Annotated in this window: 31 protein-coding genes and 1 tRNA gene; 10 read left to right on the forward strand and 22 right to left on the reverse strand. The window is 66.5% G+C overall.

The window, feature by feature from the left end; all coding sequences use genetic code 11:
• Nucleotides 1-92 precede the first annotated feature (92 nt).
• Nucleotides 93-1115 (reverse strand): NAD-dependent epimerase/dehydratase family protein, encoded by a 1023-nt coding sequence (locus tag RCAP_RS09700; RefSeq protein ID WP_013067675.1) that lies wholly within the window; start codon nucleotides 1113-1115, stop codon nucleotides 93-95.
• Nucleotides 1116-1283: 168 nt separating this feature from the next.
• Nucleotides 1284-1457 (reverse strand): hypothetical protein, encoded by a 174-nt coding sequence (locus RCAP_RS19600; protein WP_013067676.1) that lies wholly within the window; start codon nucleotides 1455-1457, stop codon nucleotides 1284-1286.
• A 289-nt stretch (nucleotides 1458-1746) separates the two neighbouring features.
• Here RCAP_RS19600 and RCAP_RS09705 point away from each other — a divergent pair, with 289 nt between their 5' ends.
• Nucleotides 1747-2244: a hypothetical protein gene (locus RCAP_RS09705; RefSeq protein WP_013067677.1), complete on the forward strand. Its 498-nt coding sequence runs from the start codon at nucleotides 1747-1749 to the stop codon at nucleotides 2242-2244.
• A 95-nt stretch (nucleotides 2245-2339) separates the two neighbouring features.
• Here RCAP_RS09705 and RCAP_RS19605 read toward each other — a convergent pair whose 3' ends face one another.
• The 13 genes from RCAP_RS19605 to RCAP_RS09770 all read right to left on the reverse strand — a co-directional run bounded on the left by RCAP_RS19605 (nucleotide 2340) and on the right by RCAP_RS09770 (nucleotide 16862).
• Nucleotides 2340-2657, reverse strand: a complete 318-nt coding sequence (locus RCAP_RS19605) for a hypothetical protein (protein ID WP_157834366.1) — start codon at nucleotides 2655-2657, stop codon at nucleotides 2340-2342.
• 80 nt (nucleotides 2658-2737) lie between these two features.
• Nucleotides 2738-3340 (reverse strand): YjbF family lipoprotein, encoded by a 603-nt coding sequence (locus RCAP_RS18490; RefSeq protein ID WP_013067679.1) that lies wholly within the window; start codon nucleotides 3338-3340, stop codon nucleotides 2738-2740.
• Complete coding sequence (locus RCAP_RS09720) at nucleotides 3337-5457, reverse strand: YjbH domain-containing protein (protein WP_013067680.1); 2121 nt, start codon at nucleotides 5455-5457, stop codon at nucleotides 3337-3339. The genes RCAP_RS18490 and RCAP_RS09720 overlap by 4 nt, the downstream gene beginning before the upstream one ends.
• Nucleotides 5458-5598: 141 nt before the next feature.
• Entirely contained in the window at nucleotides 5599-7791 is a 2193-nt protein-coding gene (locus tag RCAP_RS09725) for a polysaccharide biosynthesis tyrosine autokinase (protein ID WP_013067681.1), read from the reverse strand.
• Between the two features lie 106 nt (nucleotides 7792-7897).
• Complete coding sequence (locus RCAP_RS09730) at nucleotides 7898-8326, reverse strand: arsenate reductase/protein-tyrosine-phosphatase family protein (RefSeq protein ID WP_013067682.1); 429 nt, start codon at nucleotides 8324-8326, stop codon at nucleotides 7898-7900.
• 5 nt (nucleotides 8327-8331) lie between these two features.
• Nucleotides 8332-9408 (reverse strand): polysaccharide biosynthesis/export family protein, encoded by a 1077-nt coding sequence (locus tag RCAP_RS09735; protein ID WP_013067683.1) that lies wholly within the window; start codon nucleotides 9406-9408, stop codon nucleotides 8332-8334.
• A gap of 96 nt (nucleotides 9409-9504) precedes the next feature.
• On the reverse strand, nucleotides 9505-10341 hold the full coding sequence (gene gluQRS, locus RCAP_RS09740) for a tRNA glutamyl-Q(34) synthetase GluQRS (protein ID WP_013067684.1): 837 nt from the start codon (nucleotides 10339-10341) through the stop codon (nucleotides 9505-9507).
• A complete protein-coding gene (trmFO, locus tag RCAP_RS09745; protein ID WP_013067685.1) occupies nucleotides 10338-11675 on the reverse strand; it encodes a methylenetetrahydrofolate--tRNA-(uracil(54)-C(5))-methyltransferase (FADH(2)-oxidizing) TrmFO in 1338 nt (445 codons plus the stop codon). The genes gluQRS and trmFO overlap by 4 nt, the downstream gene beginning before the upstream one ends.
• A gap of 67 nt (nucleotides 11676-11742) precedes the next feature.
• Nucleotides 11743-12093, reverse strand: a complete 351-nt coding sequence (locus tag RCAP_RS09750) for a DUF6614 family protein (protein WP_013067686.1) — start codon at nucleotides 12091-12093, stop codon at nucleotides 11743-11745.
• A 60-nt stretch (nucleotides 12094-12153) separates the two neighbouring features.
• Complete coding sequence (locus RCAP_RS09755) at nucleotides 12154-12858, reverse strand: hypothetical protein (RefSeq protein ID WP_013067687.1); 705 nt, start codon at nucleotides 12856-12858, stop codon at nucleotides 12154-12156.
• Nucleotides 12859-12887: 29 nt separating this feature from the next.
• Entirely contained in the window at nucleotides 12888-15539 is a 2652-nt protein-coding gene (gyrA, locus tag RCAP_RS09760) for a DNA gyrase subunit A (RefSeq protein ID WP_238530258.1), read from the reverse strand.
• A gap of 250 nt (nucleotides 15540-15789) precedes the next feature.
• Nucleotides 15790-16275 carry a disulfide bond formation protein B gene (locus RCAP_RS09765; protein WP_013067689.1) on the reverse strand — a complete coding sequence of 162 codons (486 nt, stop codon included), beginning with the start codon at nucleotides 16273-16275 and terminating at the stop codon, nucleotides 15790-15792.
• 2 nt (nucleotides 16276-16277) lie between these two features.
• Nucleotides 16278-16862, reverse strand: a complete 585-nt coding sequence (locus RCAP_RS09770; protein ID WP_013067690.1) for a YqaA family protein — start codon at nucleotides 16860-16862, stop codon at nucleotides 16278-16280.
• Between the two features lie 139 nt (nucleotides 16863-17001).
• On the opposite strand from RCAP_RS09770, the gene ypfJ reads away from it, so the two are divergent.
• Nucleotides 17002-17910, forward strand: coding sequence for a KPN_02809 family neutral zinc metallopeptidase (gene ypfJ / locus RCAP_RS09775; protein WP_013067691.1), 909 nt, complete (start codon nucleotides 17002-17004; stop codon nucleotides 17908-17910).
• A gap of 147 nt (nucleotides 17911-18057) precedes the next feature.
• Nucleotides 18058-18141, forward strand: a tRNA-Leu gene (locus tag RCAP_RS09780).
• Between the two features lie 77 nt (nucleotides 18142-18218).
• Here the strand turns inward: RCAP_RS09780 and RCAP_RS09785 are convergent.
• From RCAP_RS09785 to RCAP_RS09815, 7 genes are all read right to left on the reverse strand, one after another.
• The gene (locus RCAP_RS09785; RefSeq protein WP_013067692.1) at nucleotides 18219-18425 is read right to left on the reverse strand and encodes a helix-turn-helix domain-containing protein; all 207 of its coding nucleotides are present in this window, start codon (nucleotides 18423-18425) and stop codon (nucleotides 18219-18221) included.
• Between the two features lie 87 nt (nucleotides 18426-18512).
• Nucleotides 18513-19106: a hypothetical protein gene (locus RCAP_RS09790; RefSeq protein WP_013067693.1), complete on the reverse strand. Its 594-nt coding sequence runs from the start codon at nucleotides 19104-19106 to the stop codon at nucleotides 18513-18515.
• Between the two features lie 66 nt (nucleotides 19107-19172).
• Entirely contained in the window at nucleotides 19173-19370 is a 198-nt protein-coding gene (locus tag RCAP_RS09795; protein WP_013067694.1) for a hypothetical protein, read from the reverse strand.
• Nucleotides 19367-19576, reverse strand: coding sequence for a hypothetical protein (locus RCAP_RS09800; protein WP_013067695.1), 210 nt, complete (start codon nucleotides 19574-19576; stop codon nucleotides 19367-19369). Before RCAP_RS09800 ends, RCAP_RS09795 begins: the two co-directional genes overlap by 4 nt.
• A gap of 85 nt (nucleotides 19577-19661) precedes the next feature.
• Nucleotides 19662-19955 carry a DUF2312 domain-containing protein gene (locus tag RCAP_RS09805; RefSeq protein WP_013067696.1) on the reverse strand — a complete coding sequence of 98 codons (294 nt, stop codon included), beginning with the start codon at nucleotides 19953-19955 and terminating at the stop codon, nucleotides 19662-19664.
• A 69-nt stretch (nucleotides 19956-20024) separates the two neighbouring features.
• On the reverse strand, nucleotides 20025-20243 hold the full coding sequence (locus RCAP_RS09810; RefSeq protein WP_013067697.1) for a hypothetical protein: 219 nt from the start codon (nucleotides 20241-20243) through the stop codon (nucleotides 20025-20027).
• 210 nt (nucleotides 20244-20453) lie between these two features.
• Nucleotides 20454-21068 (reverse strand): BRCT domain-containing protein, encoded by a 615-nt coding sequence (locus RCAP_RS09815; RefSeq protein WP_013067698.1) that lies wholly within the window; start codon nucleotides 21066-21068, stop codon nucleotides 20454-20456.
• A gap of 466 nt (nucleotides 21069-21534) precedes the next feature.
• On the opposite strand from RCAP_RS09815, the gene RCAP_RS18495 reads away from it, so the two are divergent.
• The 7 genes from RCAP_RS18495 to RCAP_RS09850 all read left to right on the forward strand — a co-directional run bounded on the left by RCAP_RS18495 (nucleotide 21535) and on the right by RCAP_RS09850 (nucleotide 25722).
• A complete protein-coding gene (locus RCAP_RS18495; RefSeq protein WP_148214849.1) occupies nucleotides 21535-22017 on the forward strand; it encodes a hypothetical protein in 483 nt (160 codons plus the stop codon).
• The gene (locus RCAP_RS09825; protein WP_013067700.1) at nucleotides 22014-22460 is read left to right on the forward strand and encodes a hypothetical protein; all 447 of its coding nucleotides are present in this window, start codon (nucleotides 22014-22016) and stop codon (nucleotides 22458-22460) included. The genes RCAP_RS18495 and RCAP_RS09825 overlap by 4 nt, the downstream gene beginning before the upstream one ends.
• Nucleotides 22457-22786: a hypothetical protein gene (locus RCAP_RS09830; protein WP_013067701.1), complete on the forward strand. Its 330-nt coding sequence runs from the start codon at nucleotides 22457-22459 to the stop codon at nucleotides 22784-22786. Before RCAP_RS09825 ends, RCAP_RS09830 begins: the two co-directional genes overlap by 4 nt.
• 110 nt (nucleotides 22787-22896) lie before the next feature.
• Complete coding sequence (locus RCAP_RS09835) at nucleotides 22897-23562, forward strand: hypothetical protein (protein WP_013067702.1); 666 nt, start codon at nucleotides 22897-22899, stop codon at nucleotides 23560-23562.
• 173 nt (nucleotides 23563-23735) lie between these two features.
• Nucleotides 23736-24317, forward strand: coding sequence for a hypothetical protein (locus RCAP_RS09840; RefSeq protein WP_013067703.1), 582 nt, complete (start codon nucleotides 23736-23738; stop codon nucleotides 24315-24317).
• The gene (locus tag RCAP_RS09845) at nucleotides 24314-25225 is read left to right on the forward strand and encodes a hypothetical protein (protein ID WP_013067704.1); all 912 of its coding nucleotides are present in this window, start codon (nucleotides 24314-24316) and stop codon (nucleotides 25223-25225) included. The genes RCAP_RS09840 and RCAP_RS09845 overlap by 4 nt, the downstream gene beginning before the upstream one ends.
• Nucleotides 25226-25347: 122 nt before the next feature.
• Nucleotides 25348-25722, forward strand: a complete 375-nt coding sequence (locus tag RCAP_RS09850) for an HNH endonuclease (protein WP_013067705.1) — start codon at nucleotides 25348-25350, stop codon at nucleotides 25720-25722.
• Nucleotides 25723-25824 lie beyond the last annotated feature (102 nt).

Here is a 25824-nt window from a genome sequence, read left to right on the forward strand (position 1 = left end):
CCGTCCCTCCCGCAAGCAAGACCCTTTCGCGGCAATTCTAGCACGGCCGCCGCGGCTTTCACAGCGCCGCGGCGCCCTGCCCCGCCGCCCGGTCATTTGTTGTAATACCCGCGATACCAGTCGACGAAGCGGGCGATGCCGTCGCGGAAATCGGTCTGCGGCCGGTAGCCGGTCAGGCTGTGCAGCAGCGTCGCATCGGCAAAGGTCGCGGGCACGTCGCCCTTTTGCATCGGCAGGTAATTGCGGAGCGCCGTCTTGCCCAGACAGGCCTCGATCGCCTCGACGAAATCCAGCAGCCGCACCTTGTCGGAATTGCCGATATTGACGATGCGGAACGGCGCCACCGGCGACAGGCTGTCGCCCGCGGGCACCACGCCATCCTCGGGGCGCTGCGGCACGGCGTCGATCAACAGCCGGATCCCGCGCACGAGGTCATCAATATAGGTGAAGTCGCGATACATCTCGCCGTGGTTGTAAATGTCGATCGGCCGGTCATCGAGGATCGCATCGACGAATTTGTAAAGCGCCAGATCCGGCCGCCCCCAGGGCCCGTAAACGGTGAAGAAGCGGAACATCGTCACCGGCAGGTTCCACAGATGCGCATAGGCATGGGCCATGCTTTCATTGGCCTTTTTCGTCGCCGCATAGATCGTCAGCTGGGTGTCGGCCTTGTCGGTCTCGGCAAAGGGCATCTTCGGGTTGGCGCCGTAAACCGAGGAGGTCGAGGCGATCAGCAGATGTTTCACCTGCAGCCGCCGCGCCGCCTCGATCACGGAGAAGGTGCCGATCACGTTGCTGTCGAGATAGGCGCGCGGATTTTCCAGGCTGTAGCGGACCCCGGCCTGGGCGGCCAGATGCACGATCACCTCGGGGCGGAAGGCGTCGGCCACGGCATCGAAACGGGGCTGATCTTCCAGCATCGCCTCGGTCGCGGTGAAATTCGGATGCGCGCGCAAGATCGCATGCCGGTCATGCTTGAGCGCGACATCGTAATAATCCGTCATCCCGTCATAGCCCTGCACCCGCCAGCCCTCGGCCAGAAGCAGCCGGGCCAGGTGAAAGCCGATGAAACCGGCGGTCCCGGTGATCAGGATGCGGGGAAGCTCTGCGCTCAAGGCCTGTCTCCGTTCTTGGGCATCGGGCAGCGCGCCAAGCCGCAAGCCCGGCCCCGCCACGCCTTTGCCAATGCCATCCGCGGGCAGCCCCGTCAATTCCGCAGCGGGGAAACCGGCCCGAAGCGGCCCCCGATCTGTCGGAAGGATATGCCGGAAACGGCGTCCCGTTCAGACCCGGGTCGCCTGCGCCGGTCGCGGCGCGGCGCCGACGGCGGCATCCGACGCGGGCGGCACGGGGGCCTCCTCGTCATATTGCGGCGGCTGGTCCTGCACGAGCCCGAGCCTGGCATTGAGAACCATCCACAGGATCGCGCAAACCGGGAAGATCAGAAGAGCCCACATCGGTCAGATACCTTTTCGGCAAAGCTTAGCAAAGCATGCGCAGGAAATCACTACCGATCCGTTAATTATGTTCGCTCCGCAGAGGTTTTGCCCGAAGGCGCCGCATCCGGCGCCCGGGCGCGGAAAATACCGGTCATTCGCCTCAAGTTTGAAACGAAGAACCGGCCCCGGTCCGGGCCCTGCTCACCACTCCTTAAGATCCTTGCTGTCTGCTGGTTTCCGGGTGTCGGGGAAGCATGATGGTGAGGGCCATCCCCCCGACGTGAAGTGGGAACGAAGGGGTAATTTCATGTGGGAACAGGCAACCCGCCTGCGGGTCCTGCCGCGCTTTGCCGCGCGCAGGATCGCAGGCGCTCTCTTGGTCTTTGGTTTGATCGGCATGCCGCCGGGGGCACCTCGGGCGCAGGAGGTCTATCTGGCCGCCAATCCGATCATCGTCACCGCCGACCGGGGCGGCTATCTTGGCAAACGCAGCGATCAGATCGACCGGATGCGCTCGATCGGGCAGCGGGTGGAGTTGCGCGGCACCTGCCTGTCGGCCTGCACCATGTATCTGAGCCTGCCCAATGTCTGTGTCGCGCCCGATGCCGTCCTGGGCTTTCACGGTCCGAGCAAGAACGGCATACCGTTGCCGCAGCGCGACTTTGACTACTGGTCGCAGGTGATGGCCCGCAACTACAGCGAGCCCCTGCGGTCGTGGTTCATGACCAAGGCCCGGTTCATCACCAACGGCTATTACAAGGTCAGCGGCGCAGAGCTGATCCGGATGGGCTATCCGCAATGCTGACGCCGGAAAAGCTGCGGCTCAACTAAAGGAAACCGGCGGGGCCTTTCGGCGCCGCCGGCCCTGTGTCATTCGGCACCGGCGCGTTGCGCCGGAGCTTATTGCTGCGTGTCGGTGGTGGCACCGCCACCGCCGCCCGCCACGGCCGCCGCCACCACACCGGCCGCGGCCACGCCGCCAAGCGCACCAAGACCGCCGAGCAGCGGGAAGAAACCGGTGGCTTCAGGTTCGACACCGGCCTCTTTCGCGTCGGCTGCCGCGCCGCCGGGCGCGCCGGGCTTGGCGGCCGGGGTTTTGACGGCCGGGGGCTGCGCGGCCGGAGCCTTGGCCGAGACCCGCGCGGCACCCGGAACCTGCTGTGCCTGAACCGCGAAAGGCAGGGCGCAAAGAAGGCATGCAAGACAGATTTTCTTCATGATCGTCTCCAGAAATATTTGGGTCAACATATCACGCGGCGCCTTGTCTGCAAAGCTTGTCCGGCCGTTTCGGGGGCATTTCACCCGCTTCTGCCGGTCATTGCGGCGGTTTCCTCCAGGTTGAACGGCCCGACATCGACATATCCCAGCGCGGGAGAGATCCATTGCCGGGATTTCGCCACCCGACCGGCCGAATCAAGCTCGAAGACATTGGTGAAGGCGTGATCGCGCGCGCGGCAGCTTTCCTCGAAGCGGCGCAGCCCGTTTTCGACGCCCAGGGCCCGCATCGAGCAGCCCGCCGTCAGCCAGGTGGAATGGTTGTCCCCGGTCAGATAGCGCAGCTTGCGCCGGTAGACCCCCTCTGCCTGCCCGGCCAGCGCGGCGCGGGTGGGGGCGGCATCGGCCCCCATCAGATCCTCGCCCAGACCGCGGCTGGCAACCAGAATGCCGTCGTCAAAGGAGAGCGTGATCCGGTCCAGCGTCTGCCAGGTGCTGACCGGGCCATTCTGCCCCACCGGGCGCAGCACCGCCCGGGCCTTGCGCGCGGGCAGATCGGCGCGGATCAGCGGCGCGGTCAGAAACGGCTGCGCGGCGGCGGCCAGCTCGGCCTGTTGCCGCGGCGAGGGCCCGCAACCGGCCAGAGCCGCGGCGCAGGCAAGCAGAACAAGCGCTTTTCCCGTCATTTCCAGAACCGCCCCCAGGATGCATCCAGCGCCGAGGCCTGTTGGCCGCGCACGGTTTCGTAAAGCCGCCCCGGCACGGCAAGCCGCGCGCCGCCGTCGCGCTGCACCGGCCGGATCGTGGTGTTGATCGCCCGCCGCTCCGGCTTGCCGGTGATCCAGTCGATCGGGATCGTCAGGCTGATCCCCTTGTCAAAGGAGCCCTCGCCGAAATCCTCGGAGGAGACATTGGTGAGCGTGGCAAAGGCGCCGATCTTCCAGCCGTTGTCGAATTCGCGCGCCAGCGTGACCGTCGCCCCGGTGTCGCCCGCCAGATAGCGGCCGACATCGATCTGCCCCATGAAGCCGCCGTCGAACTGGTAATAGGCCGAGAGATGGCCGGTGGCGACATCGTAATCGCGAAAGCCGAACATGTCGTCGAAGGCGCGCTGCTTCGTCCAGTTCACCTCGGCCCCCAGCGCGAGGCGGCTGTTTTGCGGCTTCCACAGCAGTTCCGAGGACACCCCGCCATACATCTGTTCCAGCAGGCCGACGGTCACCCGGCCATAAAGATCCCGCCCGGGCCGGACATACCAGGCGCCGGTCAGTTCGGTCAGGCTGGTGTCGCTGCCCTTGGCGTAAAGATAGCCGTCCGAGCGCACATGCGGCAGCACCGAGGTCGAGGGGCGGATGGTCCGGTCCATGTTGCCGACCAGCTTCTGATGCAGCCGTGCCGAGAAGACCAGGCCCGCCGTCGGCTCGAACCGGGCCGAGGCCGCCACCCCGCCATCGATGCGCAGGGGCGAATCCGGGTCGAAGAAACTGGGCGTCACATAGGGGTCAAGCCCCGCGGTGAAGGCGGGGAAATAGCCGCCGTTCGGCGCCAGCGATGTCGGCGCATCGGCGATCCGGGTGCGGGCGCGCATCAGATCGGAGGCGACGGGGTGGAATTCCAGCGCCTCCAGATCGGCGCGGCGCAGCAGCACCGAGGAGACCGGCATGCCCTTTTCGGTCAGCCGGATCTCGAAACGCTCGATATGGGCGGGGGCAAGGCCGGTCAGCGCGCGGGCGGCGCGGCCGGTCGCCTGCGCGGCGATCGGATAGCGGTCGTTTCCGATCTGGATGCGCAGGGTGTCGCCGTCGCGGGCAAGCCCGTGCAGGGTGAGGCCTTCCTTCTCCAGCGCGCTCCGGGTGGCGGCGATCAGCGCGCCCTCGTCCAGATCGGGGCTGGGCCCGGCCGAGCCCGCGCGCGGCACGACAGGCGGCGGCGCGGCATCCAGCCCCGAGCCCATGCGCGGCTGTTTCGGGTTCAGCGCATAAGTGAATTGCAGCCCCAGTTCCGAACCGTACAGATAGCGTGCCGAGAAGGTGGTGCGGTCGCTGTAGTGATAATCGGCACCAAAGTTCAGGGGCGATTTGCGCTTGAAGGCGGCGCCGTCCTCGCGGGCGTAATCATCCGAGGAATATTCGGCCACCAGCCGCCAGCGGTCGTTCGGGCGCCATTCCACCCCGCCGAAGAAGGCGGCATCGCCGCGAAACCAGGTCTTGGCCTGAAAGCCGCCCCCCGGGCCGGATTCGGCGAAGGGACGGTATTTGAACGCCGGTTTCAGCACGCCCAGTGGGTTGGTGAAGCCGCCATGCGAGCCCAGCCGCCCCCAGCCCAGCCCGAGCGTCGCCCGCAGCTGCGGCGAAAAGGTCTTGCTCGCCACCACATATTCGCCGCCATAGATGCCGGTGCCGACAAGGTCGTTGACCCCGATGGCAAAGGCCGGACGGTAGGTGCCCTCCTCGAGGAAGCGATACTGCAGCGAAAAGCTGCGGTCGTAGCGATAGGGCTCGACCGGGCCGCCGGGGTTGCGGCGGATGTCATGCAGCAGCGAATAGCGGAACGAGGCCGAGAGCCGCTCGGAGATCTGAAAGGTCAGCGCATGCCGGGTCTGGTTCTGGACATGGCTGACGGCATAGCCCAGCTCGCCGTCTTCGCGGCCAAAGGCGCCGGGCATGTCGATCAGCCCGGGCACGCCGAAGCTGTTGTAGCCCCAGGCCGTGCCCTCGGGCCCCGCCGCGGCCGGACCGGCCGAAAGCCCCGCGATCAGGGCCGCAGAAGAGATCAGGAAAAACGGTTTCGACGGTCTCGACATTCTGCCCTGCCTTGCCGGAATATATTCTTCAACTTTGGTCCAATCTGCTGCGCCCGCGCCGGGGCGTCAACCAAAAGGAGAGTGCCCGCGCCGCGAGATCGCCGCCCGTGGCGAGCCTGCCGCAGCCGCGCCCCTCCCGGTTCAGCCGCGGTCGGATTTGTAGTCATAGCGATAGTTGTAATAATGATAGGCGCCGCCGTAGCGGGCCCCTTCCTCGACCTTGTAGCCGTTCAGGATCGCCCCGGTGATCGTGCTGCCCGCGGTCTCGAAGGCGCGTTTGACCGCCTCGACCTCGCCCGCCATCGTTTCCAGATGCCGCGCGACCACGATCCGCGCGCCGACAAACCGCCCGATCACCACCGGATCGGTGACGGCCAGCGCGGGCGGGCTGTCGATCAGAACCAGATCGAAGCGCTCCGACAAAAGCTGCAGCAGCGCCTCGAACTCGGCCCGCATCAGAAGCTCGGACGGGTTCGGCGGAAACCGCCCCGAGGTGATCACCGAAAGCCCCGGAACCGGGCCTTCGACCAGCACCTCTTCCAGCGTGCATTCCCGCGCAAGATAGTCCGACAGCCCCGGCGCGGTCTTCGGCCTGCCGAAATAGCGCCGCAGATAGCCCTTGCGCAGATCGGCATCGACCAGACACACCCGCTGCCCCGCCTGCGCCGCCACCGTGGCGAAATTGACCGAGGTGAAGCTCTTGCCCGCCCCCGGCGCGGCCGAGGTGATCAGGATCGTGTTCGTGCGCGCATCGAGCATGCCGAAATGCAGCGAGGTGCGCAGGCTGCGCAGCGCCTCGATCACCAGATCGTCCGGATTGGTCAGCGCCATGATCGGCAAGGCCCCCTTGCGGCGGCGATGGTTGGCCGCCTCGGGCGAGAAATTCACCGTGGCAAAGACCGGCAGGCCCAGCTTTTCCAGCTCCTGCGCGCCGCGGATGCCGCGGTTCAGCAGCCGCCGCCCGAAAACCGTCGCCGCCCCGAGCACGAGGCCGAGCAGCAGCGACACCGTCAGGATCCGCCCCGCCCGCGGCGCCACCTTGATGTCGCTGGCATAGGCGGTGTCGATGATCCGCACCGAGCCCACGGTCGAGGCCTGCACCACCCGCAATTCCTGCTGCCGGTTCAGAAGCTGCACATAGACCTGCTGCGACACTTCCAGATTGCGGCTGAGGTTGAAGATTTCCTTTTGCGTTTCCGGCAGGTTGGCGGTCGCCTTGCGCAGATCGGCCAGCTGCGTCTCCAGCGTGGCACGGTTTTGCAAAAGCGCCTGATAGACCGGGTGATTGACCGTGAAGCGGTCCTTCAGCTCCTCTTCCTTCAGCGAAAGCGCGTTCAGCTCGGTCTCGAGCTGCGTCGCGCGGTCCAAAAGCGCCTTGGTCTCGTAATCGACATCCACCGATTGCTGCGCCTGCCGATAGGTGTTCAGCGCATCCTGCGCCGCCGCCACCGCCGCCTCGGCCTTGGGCAGCTGCGCATCGATGAACCCCAGGGAATTGCGCGCCTCGGCGGCAGAGCGGCTGACGTTCTGGCTGACATAGGCCTGGGCGATCGCATCCAGAATCCGCTCGGCGCGCTCGGGCACCGCATCGCGGTAGCTGACCTTGAGGATCGACGAGCCCTTCGGCGCCTCGGAGACGCCGAAGTTTTCCTGCAGCTCCTTCACCATGTCGGGCAGCGCCTGTTTCGAGACCAGGAATTCCCGCCCCACCGGCCCTTCGAGCCGGTCGACAAGGATCGCCCCCCCCGCCCCGGGCAGGTTCAGCCGCCGCCGCACCGGGCCTTCCAGCACCGCCCCGTCGGGCAGGGTCAGCCGGAATTCCCCCGGCGCGGTGATCCGCAGCACCAGCTCTTCGCCCAAAAGCGCCTCGGGCAGGTCAAGAACGCTGACCGCGATCGCCTCGTTGCCATGCCGGCGCGACGGAAACAGCAGATCCGGCACTCCAAGCCGCACCGGCAGCATGCCCAGCAGGGGCCAGGGCCGCGGCTCGGCCAGGATCTGCAGGTTCAGCCCCTGCACCACCTCGCCCATCACCATCCGCGATTTCATGATCGCCATCTCGGCCTCGCCGGGGGATTTCGTCCCGACATCGCCGCTGAGCAGTTCCTGCATCCCCTCGGGCAGCGCCAATGCCCCGGATTTCGTTTCAAGCTGCAAGAGCCCCTCGGCCTGATAGACCGGCGTCGCGCGCAGCACCGAAAACACCCCCAGCGCCAAGGAGGCCGCGGTGATCCCGGCAATCCAGAGCTTGCCCGCCCAAAGGTGACCGGCAAGCTCCATCAGATCGATCTCGTCGCTCTGATCCGGGGTCGGACGGGGGGCGGTGCTGGTCATCTCAAGGTCCTGTCAATCAGTCAAACATGCAGTTCGGGACAAATGATCCCGCAATGGGACGCGCCCGTCCCGGGCAGGCCGGGGCGAGCGCTTTCGTGTTTACGCGTCAAAGGCGCGCAATCCAAGGCTCTGCCGCGGCGAGGATCCGGTCACGCGTCGCGCGGTGCACGTCCAGATCGCGGCGGAACGGGTCGGCGATGCCCTGCCCGCCCGTCCAGTGGTCAAACAGCATCACCCGCCCCGAAAGCTCCGGAAAGCGGCGAAAGATCTCGGCGCGGTGGCCCGGTTCCATCACCAGGATCAGATCCTGCGTCGCGCCGATCTCGGCGCTCAGCTGCCGCGCCACATGGCCCGACAGATCCAGCCCGACCTCGGCGGCGACAGTCGCCGCATCGGCATCGGCGCCATGCCCCACCACCGCCGCCAGCCCCGCCGAGGACAGCCGCAGCCCCGGCCGCGCCCGCGCCAGAACCGCCGCCCCGAGCGGAGAGCGACAGATATTGCCGACGCAGACCACCAGAACCGAACGGATCATGGCGGTCAGTCGGTGCTGATGTCGCCGGTGGTCTTCACCACCGTCACCGTCGGCAGGATGCTGGAAATCAGGCGGTTCCAGCGATAGACCGGGGCCGAGGTCACATAGATCACGTCTTGCGGCAGGATCACGAAGCGGGTGCCGATCAGATAGGCGGTCGGGTTCGAGGCGTCGAGCTGATAGACGGTGATCCCCATCGGCTCGTCGCGGAAGACGAAGATGCCGCGGGCATCGGCCTTGTCCTCGGCCAGACCGCCGACGCGGGTGATCGCCTGGGTCAGGGTGATGTTTTCCAGCGTCAGATCGATCGTCGAAGGGCTTGACATTTGGGCCAACAAATAGGCCTCCTGCACCGTCTGCCGCCCGACGCTGACGACATCGCCGTTTTGCAGCACCGGGTTGTTGGCGCCGATGCCCTGTTCCAGAAAGGCCTTCATGTCGACCTGATGGCTGCGCCCGCCGCGGCGGATGGTGACGGCGCGCGGATCGGCCGTTTCGGTCAGCCCGCCCGCCGCGTCGATCGCATCAAGCAGCGTCAGGGGCACATCGGTCAGCGGCTGGCGGCTGGGGCTGCCCACCTCGCCCGTCACCGAGACCGACTGGCTCTTGTAGCTCGCCACCCGGACCTCGACCTGCGGATCGGGGAAGAAGGCGGCAAGCTTTTTGCGCAGATCGTCGCGGATCGCCTCGGGCGTCTTGCCGCGCGCGGGCACCTGCCCGACGTAGGGGTAAAAGAACGTGCCATCGGCCTGCACGCGCTGGCCCGCCTGTTCGACCGTGCGCCCGGTGCCCGCCGCCTGTGTCAGCTCGGGATGGTCCCAGACCGTGACATCAAGCACGTCGCCCACGCCGACCCGGTAATCCCAGGCCGACGAGGACAGCGAGGCCCGGCTGCCCGAAAGATCCCGCGGCGTGTTGAAGGCATCGATATTGTCGGCCGTCAGCTTGACCACGATGACATTGGTGGACATTTCCTCGACCTCGGCCCGGACGGCCTCGGTGCGGACCGGAAAATCGGTCTTGGTCACGTCGCAGGCCCCCAGAAGCAGACCCGACGCCGCCGCAAATACAGCGAATCGCATGAATTCCTCGCAAACTGCTTGGCAGACAGTGGGGGTTTCTTACGCGATGCCGAAGGAAAATCCAACCGCCGGTTGCGGCGGCGCGGTTTGCCACAGCTAAAGACCGATCAGGCGGCGGATATCGGCGGGAGAGGCCCCCTCGGCGCGGTATTTCGACAGCGCCCGGGCATTGTCGCGCTTGGCCAGACGCTTGCCCGCATCGTCGCGGATCAGCCCGTGGTGGTGATAGACCGGCACCGGCAGGCCGAGCAGGCGCTGCAGCGTGACATGGATGCAGGTCGCCTCGAACAGGTCTTCGCCGCGGGTGACATGGGTCACGCCCTGCGCCGCATCATCGAGCACCACCGAAAGGTGATAAGATGTGCCCATCTCCCGCCGCGCCAGAACGACATCGCCGACGGCGCGGATCATCGTTTCGGGGCGGATCTCGTGCCAGCCGCGATGCGCGGGGCCGGTCTCCTCAAAGCCTGTCTCGGTCGCGGCAAGGTCCATGCGCAGCCGCAGCGCGGTTTCGGGCAGGGCTTGGCCCGGGCGCGGGCGGCCCTTGTCGCGGCAGCTGCCGGGATAGACGATGCCGTCGGGGCCAAGGGGCGCCCCCTCCTGCGGGGCCGAGGCGGCCTGTTCGATGTCGCGCCGGCTGCAGGTGCAGCTGTAGACGAGCCCCCTTTGCCACAGCCTTTCAAGGGCGTCGCGATAGAGCGGCAGACGGTCGGACTGCCGCAGCACCGGCCCGTCCCAGGTGATCCCGAGCCAGCGCAGATCGTCCAGAAGCTGCGCCTCCCACTGCGGTTTCGCACGCGCGCGGTCGATATCCTCGATGCGCAGCAAAAACCGCCCGCCCGCCGCCCGGGCCATGTCATGGGCCAGGATCGCCGCAAAGGCATGGCCCAGATGCAGCGGGCCGGTGGGCGACGGGGCGAAGCGGGTGATCACGCCTGCGCGGCCAGCCAGGCGGTGAAGACCTCCTTGGCGCGGTCGGTATAGCCCTTGTAGCGGTCCTTGCGGCCGCGCCGTCCGCCCCGCGCGTCATCGAGCGGCGGGAAAAGGCCGAAGTTCACGTTCATCGGCTGGAAGGTCTTCGCCACCGCGCCGCCGGTGATGTGGTTGACCAGCGCGCCCATCGCCGTCTCGGGGCCCGGGGGCGGCAGGCTGCGCCCAAGGATCCCGGCCGCCGCCATCCGCCCGGCCAAAAGCCCCATCGCGGCGCTTTCGACATAGCCCTCGACCCCGGTGACCTGACCCGCAAAGCGCAGGTTCGGGCGCGCGCGCAGCCGCATCTGATCGTCCAGCAGCGTGGGCGAGTTGAGAAACGTGTTGCGGTGAATCCCGCCCAGACGCGCGAAAGACGCCTGCTCAAGTCCGGGGATCATTTTGAAAACAGCGGTTTGCGCGCCATACTTCATCTTGGTCTGAAAGCCGACGATGTTGTAGAGCGTGCCAAGCGCATTGTCGCGACGCAGCTGCACCACCGCATAGGCCTTGGTCGCCGGGTCATGCGCATTCGTCAGCCCGACCGGCTTCATCGGCCCGTGGCGCAGGGTTTCCCGGCCACGTTCCGCCATCACCTCGATCGGCAGGCAGCCGTCGAAATATCCGGCGGTTTCGCCCGCGTGAAACTCGGTCTTCTCGGCCGCGAGCAGCGCGTCGATGAAGGCCTCGTACTGATCCCTGGTCATCGGGCAGTTGATATAGGCGGTCCGTTCCTCCTCGGTCTCGCCCTTGTCGTAGCGGCTTTGCCGCAGGCACCGAATGTCAGTGGTCTCGGCATGCACGATCGGCGCGATCGCATCGAAGAACGCAAGGCTTTCCGCCCCGGTCACCGCCCGGATGCTCTCGGCCAGGGCGCCCGAGGTCAGCGGCCCGGTGGCGATGATCCAATGCCCCTCGGCGGGCAGCTCGGTGATCTCTTCTTCCGCGACGGAAATCAGCGGATGCGCCCGCAGGGCCGCGGTGACGGCGCCCGAGAAGGCCTCGCGGTCAACGGCCAGCGCCCCGCCCGCGGGCAGCGCATGGCGGTCGGCCGTGGCCATGATCAGCCCGCCCGCCGCGCGCATTTCCCAATGCAAAAGGCCGACGGCGTTCCGTTCGTCGTCATCCGAGCGGAAGGAATTCGAGCAGACCATTTCCGCGAAATCGCCGGAACGATGCGCAAAGGTGCCCACGCGCGGGCGCATTTCGTGCAGCACCACGGGAACCCCTGCCTGTGCCGCCTGCCACGCCGCTTCCGAGCCGGCCAGACCGGCGCCGATGATGTGTAATCTGTCCATGCCGCCTGATACCGCCCCCGAAGGCAGCGTGCAACGGGATCAGAGTGGCGGGATCAGAGTGGCGGGATCAGATCAGCGCGATGCGTTCGCGCCGTTCGGCATCGGGGAAGGGGCGGTACAGCCCGACCGAGTAAGAGGCGATCATCGCATGCATCAGCTCGTAATGCCGCATCTCCCCCTCGGTGAATTGCGCGACCGAGCGGAAGGCCTTTTCCAGCGCCGCCATGCTTTCGAATTCGACTTCCAGGATGAAGCCCGTATGCGGCCCCGAGGCCAGCCCCATCTTGCGCCGCATCAGCCGCCAGCCGCCGATCAGGCCTTCCTGTTTCAGCTCGCTCATCCATTGTTCGACCGAGGCGGCAAAGGCCAGCGCCTTGGCATCGCTCTTCAGCTCGATCATGCAGTGGTAAAGATCCATGCTTTTCTCCCTCGGGCGAAGACAGAAAAGCATGGATGTCTTGAGAATGGCTTAAGCGGCTCAGTTGCCGATGATCGACTGCGACAGCCCGCGCTTGCCAAAGGTGACGCCATTGCCGCCCATCAGGAACTTCACGCCCAGACCCAGGGTCAGCTCGCGGTCCGACTGGTTGCCATCGACCAGCCCGAGCGAGCCGTCGATCTTCACCCCCGAGGGCATCGCATAGCCCAGCGTCGCGTCAAAGGCGGTGGTGTCCGAGCCGTGATCGGCATTGACCGTCTTGACCCGGCCGCCCAGCGACAGCGCATCCGTCAGCGCATAGCGGCCATCAAGGCCAAGGATCGTCGCGTCATTGCCGTCATTCTTCAACAGCGTCGCATTGCCCTCGACGGTCAGCAGGCCGAAGTCATGCGTGGCCTCAAGGCCGTAATGCTCCATGTGATTGCCGCCGACCCATTCATGGCCCAGAAAGCCGCCGACCGCGAAACCGTCATTCACATGGCCGATCGCATGCAGGGTGACATTCGTCGCCTCGTCGTTGCTGTTGGTGAAATGGTGCTGCGCCACGTCCAGCTGCGCGGCAAAGCCCGGGGTGAAGCCATATTCCACCGCGCCTTCGAGCGCGAGATTGTTCTTGTGCCGCTGCTGGCCCTCGGCCAGCCCCGACCAGGTGAAGCCCAGTTCCGCCCCGCGCACCGAACCTTCGGCCAGCGCGGCGACGGGAAGCAGCGCCGCAACCAGCGCCAGAGGGACAATCTTGTGCATCTTCAACCTCATGGAGTTTGTTCTTGGTCTTACGCTTCGGCCTCGTCATCGCCCGGATCGGCCACACGGGCGACCGAGACGACCTCTTCTTCGGCGCCGGTGTTGAACACCTTCACCCCCCCGGCCGCGCGGGAGCGGAAGGAGATCCCCGCCACCGGGCAGCGGATCGATTGCCCGGTCGAGGTCGCCAGCATCACCTGATCGGTCGGCTCGACCGGGAAGGAGGCCACCAGCGCCCCGCCCCGCATCGACTTTTCAAAGGCCGTCACGCCCTGACCGCCGCGGCCGCGCACCGGATAGCTGTGGCTGGAGGAAATCTTGCCCAGACCCTTGGCGGTGATCGTCAGGATCAGATCCTGCGCCGCCAGCATTTCGGCATAACGGGCATCCGACAGCACGCCTTCGCCGCCCTCGGCCTCATCCTCGGCATCGCGGTCGGTCTCGGCCTCGTCCTCGGTCTCGCCGCCCAGTTCCGCGCGGTAGCGCTTGACAAAGGCGTCGCGTTCCCAGGGTTCGGCCTCGAAATGGCGAATGACCGACATCGAGACGACCTTGTCCCCCTCGGCCAGCCGCACCCCGCGCACGCCGGTCGAAGAGCGGCCCTTGAAGATCCGCACCTCGGGCACCGGGAAGCGGATGGCCCGGCCGGACGCCGTCACCAGCATGATGTCGTCCTCCTCGTGGCACATCCGGGTGTCCACCAGCGTCACGCCTTCGGGCAGTTCCATCGCCCGCTTGCCGTTTTTCATCACCTTGGCGAAATCGGAGAGCGCATTCCTGCGCACGTCGCCGTCCGAAGTGGCGAAGAAGACCTGGAAATCGTCCCAGGTTTCCTCGGGCTCGTCGACCGGCATCAGCGAGGCGACGCTGACGCCCTGCGGGATCGGCAGGATGTTGACGATCGCCTTGCCCTTCGAGGTCCGCCCCGCCAGCGGCAGGCGCCAGCATTTCAAGGAATAGACCATGCCGTCGGTGGTGAAGAACAACAGCTGCGTATGGGTGTTGGCGACGAAAAGCGTGGTGACGACATCGTCTTCCTTGGTCGCCATCGAGGCGAGCCCCTTGCCGCCGCGGCGCTGAGCGCGGAATTCGGCCAGGGGCGTGCGCTTGATGTAGCCGCCCGAGGTGATGGTCACCACCATGTCCTCGCGCTCGATCAGGTCTTCGTCGTCGAGGTCCCCGGCCCAGTCGACAATCTCGGTGCGGCGCGGCACGGCATGGGCGGCGCGGACCTCGCGCAGCTCGGTCGCGATGATCGCCATGATCCGCTCGCGCGAGGCGAGGATGGCCAGATAATCGCGGATCTTGCCCGCAAGCTCGGCCAGCTCGTCGGTGACTTCCTGCACCCCCATCGCGGTCAGCCGCTGCAGCCGCAGGTCCAGAATGGCGCGGGCCTGAACTTCCGACAGGTTGTAGGTGCCGTCGTCATTGACCGGATGCAGCGGATCATCGATCAGCCGGAGATATTCGACGATCTCATGCGCGGGCCAGCGCCGTTCCATCAGCCGGTCGCGGGCCTCTGCCGGGTCTTTCGACGACCGGATCGTGGCGACGACCTCATCGACGTTCGAGACGGCGACGGCCAGACCGCAGAGGATATGGCTGCGCTCGCGCGCCTTGCGCAGCTCGTAAGCGGTGCGCCGCGCCACAACTTCCTCGCGGAAGGCGATGAAATGGCTCAGGAAATCGCGAAGCGTCAGCTGTTCCGGCCGCCCCCCGTTCAAGGCCAGCATGTTGCAGCCGAACGAGGTCTGCAGCGGCGTGAAGCGGTAAAGCTGGTTCAGCACCACATCGGCCGTCGCGTCGCGCTTGAGTTCGATCACTACCCGCACGCCGACGCGGTCGCTTTCGTCGGCGATCGAGGCGATGCCCTCCAGCTTCTTCTCGCGCACCAGATCGGCCATCTTCTCGATCATCGTCGCCTTGTTCACCTGATAGGGAATCTCGTCGATGATGATGGCGAAACGATCCTTGCGGATCTCCTCGATCCGGGTCTTGGCGCGGATGATGACGGACCCGCGGCCCTCCAGATAGGCCTTGCGGGCGCCGCCGCGGCCCATGATCTGCGCGCCGGTCGGGAAATCCGGGCCGGGCACATAGTCCATCAGCGCTTCCGAACTCAGATCCGGGTTTTCGATCAGGGCGAGCGTCGCATCGATCACCTCGCCCAGATTGTGCGGCGGAATGTTCGTCGCCATGCCGACGGCGATGCCGCCCGCACCATTGACCAGCATGTTCGGGAACCGCGCCGGAAGCACCGTCGGTTCCTTGTCCTTGCCGTCGTAGTTGTCCTGAAAATCGACCGTGTCCTTCTCGATATCGGCCAGCAGGAAGGCGGCGGGCTTGTCCATCCGCACTTCGGTGTAGCGCATCGCCGCGGCGCTGTCGCCGTCCATCGAGCCGAAGTTGCCCTGACCATCGAGCAGCGGCAGCGACATCGAGAAGTCCTGCGCCATCCGCACCAGCGCGTCATAGATCGCCGCGTCGCCATGCGGGTGGTATTTCCCCATCACGTCGCCCACCGGACGCGCCGATTTGCGATAGGGCTTGTCATGCGTGTTGCCGGTTTCATGCATCGCATAAAGGATGCGCCGGTGCGCGGGCTTGAGCCCGTCGCGCAGGTCGGGAATGGCGCGGGACACGATCACGCTCATCGCGTAATCGAGGTAAGCGGTCTTCATTTCCTCGGCGATGGAAACCACCGGGCCCGCATGGTGGGCACGTTTCGGGGTGTCGCCGGAGGGGTCCGTGGGGTCGATGATATCGGTCACGCGGGGCTTCTTCTGCCAGATTTTGTTGTGCCGCCTTATATCGCAACCCATGGCTTGGGTGCAACGGCGAATGGTCTGTCCGGGGGGAAAGGGCGGAATTTGCGTCTTTGGACCAGGAAGAAACGGCGGCTTCTTCCTGGCTCAAACAGGCCCCGGGCGCTCAGCGCCGGGCGCGGCGGTCGCTCAGGAAGGCCGCGATCCAGAGCCCCGCGAAGATCAGCGAGAGGGCCGCGTTCAGGTTCGGCATGGTGATGCCCAGGACCTGCCAGGCGATCTCGTCGCAGCGCACCAGCGGCGCGGCCGAGATCTGCGCCATCAGGTCCTGCGCCGAGAGGCTTGAAATCGGGTTCGAGGTGCAGCTGTCGGGACCGGCAAAGATGTGGCGCTCGACGCCGGAATGATAAAGACCGAAGCCCGCCGTGGTCAGGCAGGCCAAGGCGCCGAAACCGGCAAAGGCCATCGGCAGCCGCAAGAGCACCATCAGGCCCCCCAGAACGGCCGCGACCAGATGCGGCCAGCGCTGCAGCACGCACAGATCGCAGGGCGGAAATCCCAGCGCCTGAAAGATCAGCGCCGCGATCAGCACCGCGGCCGAACCGGCGGCGGCCAGCGCGACAAGCAGGCGCGGGGTCAGGAACGGGGGCATGTTCAGGCTCCTTTCAGGACAAACCAGGCGGCGGCCAGCACCAGCAGCAGCCCGCCCGCAACCCAGACGAGGCGCCGCTCGACAAAGCTGGCGATCCGGGCGCCGAATCGTGCCAGCAGCCAGCCAAGGCCGTAAAACCGCGCCGAGCGCGCGACGATGGCCGAGGCGATGAACAGCACCGGATCGAAGCTGAGCACCCCCGCCAGGATCGTCACCACCTTCATCGGCGGCATATGCGCCAGCCCCGAGGTGACCAGCATCACCAGGATCGCCCAGGTTCCCGCCCCCTCGCGCAGGGCGTCAAAGGTCGCCATCTTGCCCGTCGCCTCCAGAAAGGGCCGGGCCAGCAGGTCGAAGGCGTAATGGCCGATGCACCAGCCGAAGATCCCGCCCAGAACCGAGGTGACCGAGGCGATCAGCGCATAGCGCCAGATCTTTTCGGGCCGCGCCAGCGCCATCGGCACGAAAAGCACATCGGCCGGGATCGGAAAGAACGAGCTTTCGGTGAAGGAGATGAGGCCAAGCGCCCAATCCGCGCGGCGATGTCCGGCCAGGCCAAGGGTCCAGCGGTAAAGTCGTTCGAACATGGGCCCCCGCGGCTGGTTCCGGCGTCTTGGCCGTGCATCGCAAGGCAGGGGGGCGGCGTCAAGCCGGGGCGCGACGTTTTCCCGCTGTCCGGGGCGGCTTTGCGGGGCTAATTTCGCAACCGTGATCGGGAGGGGCGCGATGAGGTGGCAAGGCCGTCACGGCAGCGACAATATCGAAGACCGTCGCGGCAGCGACAATATCGAAGACCGTCGCGGTGGTGGCGGGCGGCGGATCTCGCTTGGTGGCGCGGGCGGGCTTGGCCTTCTGGCGCTGGGGCTGGCGGGCTGGATCTTCGGCATCGACCTGACGCCGCTTCTGAACAGCGAGGGGCTGCACGGGAACGGGATGCCGCGCGAGAGCGCACCGCAGGTGCAGGAGGGCGGCGCGCTGAGCGCGCGCGACCGGGCGATGGGCGATTTCGTCTCGGTGACGCTGGCCGATACCGAGGAGATCTGGGCCGGGCTTTTCCGCAATGATCTGGGCCGGGTCTATCACCCGGCGGTTCTGGTGCTGTTTTCGCAGGTGACGCGCTCGCCCTGCGGCACCGCCTCGGGGGCGACCGGCCCGTTTTACTGCCCGGCCGACGGCAAGGTCTATCTGGACACGGCCTTTTTCGACACGCTCTCGCAAGAGCTTGGCGCCGCGGGGGATTTTGCCGCCGCCTATGTGGTGGCGCATGAGATCGGGCATCGGGTGCAGGACGAGCTTGGCCTGCTCGACAAGGTCGAGGCCGCGCGCGCGACAGCCGATCCGGCCACGGCGAATGCGCTTTCGGTGCGGCTCGAGCTGCAGGCGGATTGCCTGGCCGGGATCTGGGCGCATCACGCGGCGGCGGATTTCGGCACGCTCGAGCGCGGCGACGTGGCCGAGGCGATGAGCGCGGCGGCACGGATCGGCGATGACACGCTCGCGCGAAATGCGGGCCGCCGTCCGATGCCCGACAGCTTCACCCATGGCACCTCGGACCAGCGCCAGTTCTGGTTCGCCCAGGGGTTCACGACCGGCCAGATCGCCTCTTGCGACAGCTTCGCCCGCCGCACGCCCTGAACCCGCCGCGCCGTTTGCTCTTGTCAGATCCGCGCGCGAGGGTAAACGCGAAAAACCGGCCGGGACGGGACGGATCCGCCCGACCGGCAAGCAAAAACCGCCCGCGGCCGGCCTCGACCCGGCTCTACCTTGCAGGCGGCGCAATGTGCGGGTGTGGCGGAATGGTAGACGCGACAGACTCAAACTCTGTTTCCGCAAGGAGTGTCGGTTCGAGTCCGACCACCCGCACCACAAAACCAAGCCATCATATTGATTTCGACTAGGTTTTTGATTTCGCGAATTTCCCGGCCCCACATGCGGCCCCACAGTCAGGCGACGGTGGAGCCCCCCCCTCCCCGCAGCCATCTGTCCATTTCGTCGGCATGCACGCGGCTCCCGCGCTGCCGGTGGATGGTGATTTCACCACGCGCCGCGGCGCGATAGACGGTCGCGCGGGACACACCGAACCAGAGCGCGACATCGGACACGCGCACCCAGATCGGACGAACGGGAATCTTCGGGTCATGCTTGGTCATTTCGACACCTCGTCAAAGCAGCGTTTGGGCTGCGGTCGTGTTTGAAACAAAACGGCGAATCGCCGGGCAACCTGCGCCTCGATCGGCTCAGCCATTGCGGGCCTCCTGCTGCTGATCGACGAAGCCGCCCCATTGATCGGCGCAGGCCTCGGCGAGGCCCTGGAAGGTGCGGCTGCGGATCTTCCAGCGATCCGGCCCGGGGCTGGCGCGATGGATCGCGGACCATTCCGCGTGGCGCTCCGGCTCTTCGGCTTTGCGCGGCGGCACCAGCCGGTTTGTCGGCACAAGCGCGGGCAACCCGCGCAGATACCAGCCGGTCGCCTTGAAGGCCGGATCGCCGAACCACCACGGCTGGACGATCTGCGGGCGCGGCAGATCCGCGGGCAGGCGCGCGCGGGCGTGTTTGTGCATCACCGGATTCTCGATCGCCACCCGCGCGATCGGCGCCCGCCAGCAGGCCGAGAACAGCGCCGCGCCTTCGTCCAGCTCCGCCCACATCTCGGCCAGGCTGCGCCCCGGCGGCGGAACATGCAGCCAGCGCACGCCGCTGTTGCACAGCCGCGTGCAGGGCGGATGGCAGACGGCCAGAAAATCCCAGCCCTCGTCCAGATAGTCGCGCAGATCGCCGCGGATGTGCCGGTTGCTGCCGTCCTCGGCGGGCAGAAGATCCACCGACCACATGTCATGTCCGCGCGGCAAAGGCCCGGCGCATCACGCCCGATGTCTCGCAGCCGATCAGCCCGCGCATCACCGCAGCCCCTGCAGGATCAGCCCTGCCCCGGCCGACAGAAGCCCGGCCGAGCTGTGAAGCAGGATGCCAAGCCGGGCGCTGCGGCCGGGCTCTTCGGCGCGCTCCGCCTCGCGCGCGGTGGCGAGGGCCAGATGGAAGCCCGCGGCCGCGGCGCAAAGCGTGGCGATGCCAAGGGCAAGGAACAACGGATTCATCGGCGCGCTCCGGTCTTCGGATCGGGCTGCGGGCGGGCCAGCGGCGTGATTTTCAGCGCAAGGCCGCTCAGCAGGCGGGACATGATCTGCCCCTGCAGCCAGCCGCGACCGGCGGGGCTGTGATAGTCGATCTCGCACCGGCCGGTGTCGCGGATCACTTCGTCAAGCTCTGGGTCGATGACTTCGACACGGACAGGAAAGGTCATGGGGGGCTCGCGTGTTGGGGGCTGCGGCGCGTGGAGGGGGGATGACGCGCCGCAGCCATGCCCGTGCGGGTGGGCGCACGGGATCTCAGATCATGCCGAGGGCGGTTTTGTAGAGATCGAGGATCGCCTCTTCCTCGGCGACATCATTCTTGTCGCGCTTGCGCAGGGCGATGATCTTCCGGATCACCTTGGTGTCATAGCCGCGCCCCCTGGCCTCGGCCATGATGTCCTTCTGCTGCGCGGTGATGTCCTTCTTTTCGGCGTCAAGCTGCTCGTATTGTTCGATAAACTGGCGCAGCTCGTCGGCGGCGACGGCATAGGCGCGATCGCGCACCGCGCGATCGGCGGCAGTCTCTTTCATCGGGGTCTGGTCCAGCATCCTGTGTCCTGGAAAAAGGGCCCGGGCGCGGCGTCGCTTGAGCGCCCGGGCCAGGTGCCCGGCCGGGAGTCAACGGCACTCGGGATAGAGAGGCGCCGTCGCAAAGGCCGGGTGGCAGATGTGCGGTTCGAGCGCGAGGGTGAGGTTCAGCGCGGTGCGCAGGCCAAGATGGCCGAAGAGCAGCGTGGCCGCGAGGATCGCCGCATAGGCGGAAAGCGAAAGCGAGGGGTGATGCGACACGGCAAGCCCGTCGCGCAGTCGCAAAAATCTGGGTTCGTCGCGCCGCATCACTGCCTCCTGTGTGGTGGTTGGTGCGGCAATGTTGCGATAAGCGCAACTTATGGTCAAGCCATTAAATTGCGTTTATCGCAACTTTGCTTCCGCGTCGATTCGTGGAAGCTTCGACACGCGGGCTTTGAGGGCCAAAGTTCAAAGGCCCGCTTTCCAGCGGGGCCAAGGGGCGACGACGGTGAAGGCAAAGCAACTGTCGCTACTGATCTAGATATAATTCCGCCAATGTTGCTCGGACACGATGCAGATGGACGCGCCTTGGGCACGCCACTCGACCGCCCGCTCAATCTTGCGTCCGAAAGAGGACTGCTTCCATGCCGCGGAGGCGTAGTCACCAATCACGAGGTAATCGGTGTTCTTGACCATGCTGCCGCAGACAGCACCGTATCGCTGAACAGCAGCTTCACATTGCTGACGGCGCCCGAAGCTGAACGTTCCCGTGAAACAGAAGCGGCGTCCATCGAAGTCGATGTTCGGCGCAGGCTCCGTGAATGGCAGCGTGGTTGAGCGCAGAACCTCGCCAAGCTCGAAATCGTTCCCGGTCAAGGCCACGAGGGTATCCGTGAGTTCTGCGCGTTCGTCTTCATCGACGTAGCCATCAGCGAAGATGTCGCGCATCCGTTCCAGCAAGAGCCAGATCATCGGATTGGAGTGCGTCGACGCGCTGGCGGCAAGCCAACGGTGCAGGAACTCGATCTCATTATCCGTAAGCTCGTTATCCGCAACCAAACCGCGAGCCAAGCCAATCAGTTCGGCCACCTGTCTGTCCGCGATCTGCTGTCCGAGAAATTTCCCTTGGCGGGCCTCGTCGTCTATGCTCATAACGCGTTGATTCCTTTATAACTAATGCCGCCCCTTATCTCTTTTTGCGGTTTGGTGGGCACCTGACCGCAAGATCTGGCGGCTTGAACGCGGACAATGTTCCCGTAAAGTTCCGCCCCTTGGAGATAGGGGGTCAGGGTGGACGCAGTCACTTTTCAGAAGCATGCCGAGGCGCTTTCTGCGGATCAACAGGACCTTCTTCTGGACTATCTGCTTTCGCTTTTAGGTAGAGAAGAAACTCTTCCGCCTGCTCTTGCAGCTTTGGTGGAAGATGCTCGAAGATCGCGGCAAAGGTGTCCGTCCTCGTCCGCCCCCCTTGCGCCCTGAAGAACTCCAGAACCTTCGGGATTCTCCTCGGGTTGTACCCGACGACTGCCCGAGAGTGTCTTGGTGACCTTCTCCAGAGAAATGCCGAGAGCTTGAGCGAGTTCGGTTTTCTCGCCCCTCCGGCCTGTCAGGCGGTTGCTTGATCCAGTTTCCGTCAATCACTTCCATGGCAGCAGCATCGCAAAAGCTGCGAAAATCGAAAACTGCCGAAAATCGCAAGTCTTCACTTGACCGAACATTGCGATTATCGCAATGTCTCGGCATGTTGAACCCTGCCAAACGAGTGATCCAGATTTGCGGCGGATACGATGCCGTCGCCGAGATGACCTGCCGCAGCGCCGCGCGGGTGCGGCGTTGGGAGTACCCCCGCGCGCGCGGCGGCACCGATGGGCTGATCCCTGCGGACTGCCAGAAGGCGCTCCTCGCCACGGCGCGGGCGCGCGGAATCGACCTGCGGCCGGAGCATTTCTTCGACTGGCCCGATGCCCCCTCGGATGCCGAGGGCGCGAGCCTTGCGTCGGGTCTTCGCACCTTGCCTGCCGTTCAAATGGCACCTGCCCTTTCGCAAAATTCCTTGACCGATACGCGTCATCCTGACGGTGCGGAAGGACGTCTCCCATGAGAAACGGCACTTTGATTTCGCAAGAAGATGCGGCGCGGCGGATCGAGGATGCGCTGCGGCTTCGGGTCGGGCGGGGGCGGCGGTTTTCGTTTCCGGCGCTGTCGGATGCGACGGGCATCCCGACGCGGACGCTGGAGAGCTATGTGCAGGGGGCGACGCCGCAGCTGAACGCGCTGTTGTCGATCTGCTCGGTGCTGGGGCCGAGCTTTACCAGCGACATTCTGGCGGCCTGCGGGCAGATGGCGCATGAGGCGAGCCCGGGCGAGCCCGAGCATCTGCGGGTGGCGGCCTCGCTGGGCGAGCTGGTGATGCAGATTTCCGAAGCGGTGGCAGATGGTTACGTCGATCACCGCGAGGCGGCGCAGATGCGTCCGCTGGCGGCGCGGCTGATCGAGCTCTTGGAGCCGCTGGCTTATGACCCGGCGGCGCGGGGGCGGCCATGAGCGGCGCGGCGCGGATGGCGCTGCGGATCGAGACCGGGCGGATGGCGCGGTTTCTGGGGCTGATGCGCGACCGGCTGGCGCTTTTGGGCGATGGCGAGATCGACGCGGTGGAGCGGTTTTGCGACGCCGCGGGGCTGGTGCGGCTGGTGCAGGGACCGCCCGAGGGCGGCGCGCTGGTGCTGCTGGCGGTGCCGAGCCTGCGCATGCTGCATTTTCTGGACCGGATCGGCTGCGCGCCCTGGGCGGCGCTGGCGGTGGCCTTTGCCGGGGTCGATGTGCCGCCCGAGGCGGGCGAGGTCGATGACCTGCTCGCGCGGGCGTTCTGAGGACGGGAGGCGGCACGATGGGCATGAAGCTGATCAGCGGGCCGCGGGCACAGGGCGAGGTGATGCTGCCGCTGTCGGCGGGGCAGTTCTCAACGCGGGGAGGATCTGCGATGGTTGAGGCATTCCATGGGGCCGGGATACAGCGCGCCGCGCTCTTCAAGCCGGTGGGCGCCGAGGAGATCCGCGACTATCCGCTGTCGAACGAAGACCGGCTCGACAGCCATTACTTCGTTCCCTGGGAACGGCGGCGCTGGCTGAACTCCGACATGCGCTTGCGCGGCACGGCCGAATGCCGGGCGCTTTATCTGGATCTGATCTTCATCTCCTATGACCAGTCGCCGGTCGGCACGCTGCCGATCGACACCGACATTCTGGCGCGGCTGGTGATGGTCGATCCGGTGCATATGCGGGCGCTGTGCAGCCTGCCCTACGGGCCCCTGCACCGCTGGGAACGCTGCCGCTGCGATGGCGGCGAGATCCGGTTGATGCATCCGATGGTGCTGCGCACCCTGACCGAAGCGATCGCGCGCAAGGAAGACAACCGCGCGAAGAACGAGGCGGCCAATGCCGCCAAGCGCCGCCAGCGGCTGCGGATCACGATCTCCGGCTATGCGGCGGATCTGGCCAAAAATGATGCGGCGCTGCTGTTCATGGATGAATGGCTGGTGAGCCAGGGCTGCGAGTACCGGTCCTCGGCATGGGTCGAGCGGGCGCTGGCGGCCTGGTCGGATCACATGCTGGCGCTGACCATGCGGGCCAGATCGGACCGGCCATAACTGTCCAAGATTGTCCGAAAGACAGTGTCAAGACAGTCCCGGACACTCTCGGACTGTCCTGCACGACAGGGAAAAGGACAAGACATTGAAAGGGATAGAAGCCGATCCTCAGACAGGCCCGGGCGGGCGAACCTGTGGATATGTGGATAAGTGCTGAGAAAGGAGCAGGGAAGATGACAGGGCAGGAACAGGAACAGGACGGGGGCCGGAGCGAGGCGCGGGTGCGCGCCGAGTTGCTCGGGCCGATGGCCGGGCTGCGGCGCAGCCGCAAGGTGACGGCCGGGGACCATGCCCGCGATCAGGCGATGATCGCGCGCAGGCTGTCTTACATGAGCCGACAGAACCTGCGGGGCCTGTGCGAGATGGCGCTCAAACAGGCGCGCGGGGTCTGGCCGGAACCGGCGCTCTTGCTGAGCTGGGCCTATGGGCTGGAACAGCCGCCGCCGCAAAGAAGCGATTACGTCGCCTCGTTGCTGCGCTCGGCGGCGGGGCGCGAGGCGCGCGACGGCGGCTATCTGGTCGAGCTGATGCGGATGGCCCGGCGGCTCGGCCCGCCGCCCGGGCGTTACATGATCTCGAAGCTGCGCGAAGAGGCCGCCGACAATGCCCGCCGCCGCGCCGGGCTGCGCCAGATGCTGGAACGCGGCAGCAGCCTGCGCCGCGAGGATCACGCCTGGCTGGAAGCCTATCACGCCGATCTGGCGCTGGCGGAAGCGATGATGAAGAGTTCGGACGCAGAGGATCGCGCGGCATGAGCCTGATGACATTTCCCGGCGGGCGGGTCGTTCCCGCGACAGTTCTGGCGGATCTGGCGGTGCGCCATCTGACGGGCACGGCCGATCCCGCGGCGATCCGGGCGCTCGGCGCGCGCGATCGGGCGCAGTTCCGTTTCTGGGTCGAGGTGCTTGATTGGGCGCTGACGACGAAAGCGGTGGCGCGGAGCGAGCTTTGGGCGCGGCGGGGCGGCGCGGGCGGCCCGCTTGACGTGGTGCTCTCGGTGACGCGGATGCAGGCGCTGGCGCAGGCCTGCGTGATGGCGCGGGCGGCAGCGCCGCAAAGCTGCGGGCCGGAGATCGCGGCCGCGCCCGCGCGGGGCGCCGCGCTGCGGTTTCAGCCGGTCGCGATGGTGCCGAAGGGCGCGGAGGGCTTCGCGGCGGAACCGGCGGGCTATCGCGGCCGCGATGCGGTGCGGCGGGCCGATCTCTTCGACAAGATGGACCGGGCGGCGCAGCGGCGCGGTCAGGCGGCGCCGTTCGCGCCCGGGCAGGTTCTGGCGGGGCGCAGCTATGCGGCGCTGGCCGAATTCGTCTCGGCGGGCGGGGTCAAATGCTCCAGCCTCGAAGGGCGGCTCGGCGGCGGCGGTGCGGGCGGGCTCGACTGGATCGAACGGCACGCCCAGGCGGCGGCGCGGCTGGCGCGGATGCAGGCGCGGATCGGCCCCGGCGCGGCGCTTTCGGTGCGCCGGGTGCGGCCCTCGAAACGCGCCGAAGAGGGCGGTGCGCGCACGATCGCGGACCGGGCGCTGGTCGATGGTTTCTGCCTGCAGGGCCAGAGCCTGGGCGATGTGCTGCTGGCGCATGGTTGGGCGAAGAGCGGGCAGAACATCGAAGTCCTGCGCAAGGCGCTGGCGGCGGCGCTGGAGCGGATGCGACTTTGCACTTGACCAAAACGAATGCGACTTTGCGCTTGACCGTTAAATCGCGACTGCGTATGGGTTTTGCATGATCTCGAATTGCGCCCGAAGGCTGACCGGCCTTGCGGGCGTTTTTATTTTCCGGGGACGACATGGCCATCAGGAAGCTGTGTTCGGCGCCGGGCTGCGAGGCGCTGGCCCTGCCCGGCGGCTCGCGTTGCCCCGAACATCTGGCCCGTGACAGGGAACGCAAGGCCAAAGCCGCGCGCTCGGCCGAGGCCACACGCTGGCACGCGCTTTATCACGATCCGCGCTGGCGGCGGGCGGCGGCGGCCTTTCTGGCGGCGCATCCGCTTTGTGCCGATTGCGCCGAACTGGGCGTGATCGAAGCCGCGCGCGAGGTCGATCACATCACCCGCCACAGGGGCGATGCGCGGGCATTCTGGGACCGGACGAACTGGCAGCCGCTGTGCAAGCGCTGCCATTCGCGCAAGACCGCGCGCGAGATCTGGCACGGCGCGGACTGAGCCCCCCGGGGGGTATCCGGAAACTGGCCCCCTTCCCCCCGCACCGGCGGGAGGAGATTTGTTTTCGCGGGCGGGAAATTGGGATCAAAAACCCACTTGGAA

Origin of the sequence: Rhodobacter capsulatus SB 1003, from assembly GCF_000021865.1 — a bacterium.
Taxonomy (GTDB): domain Bacteria; phylum Pseudomonadota; class Alphaproteobacteria; order Rhodobacterales; family Rhodobacteraceae; genus Rhodobacter; species Rhodobacter capsulatus_B.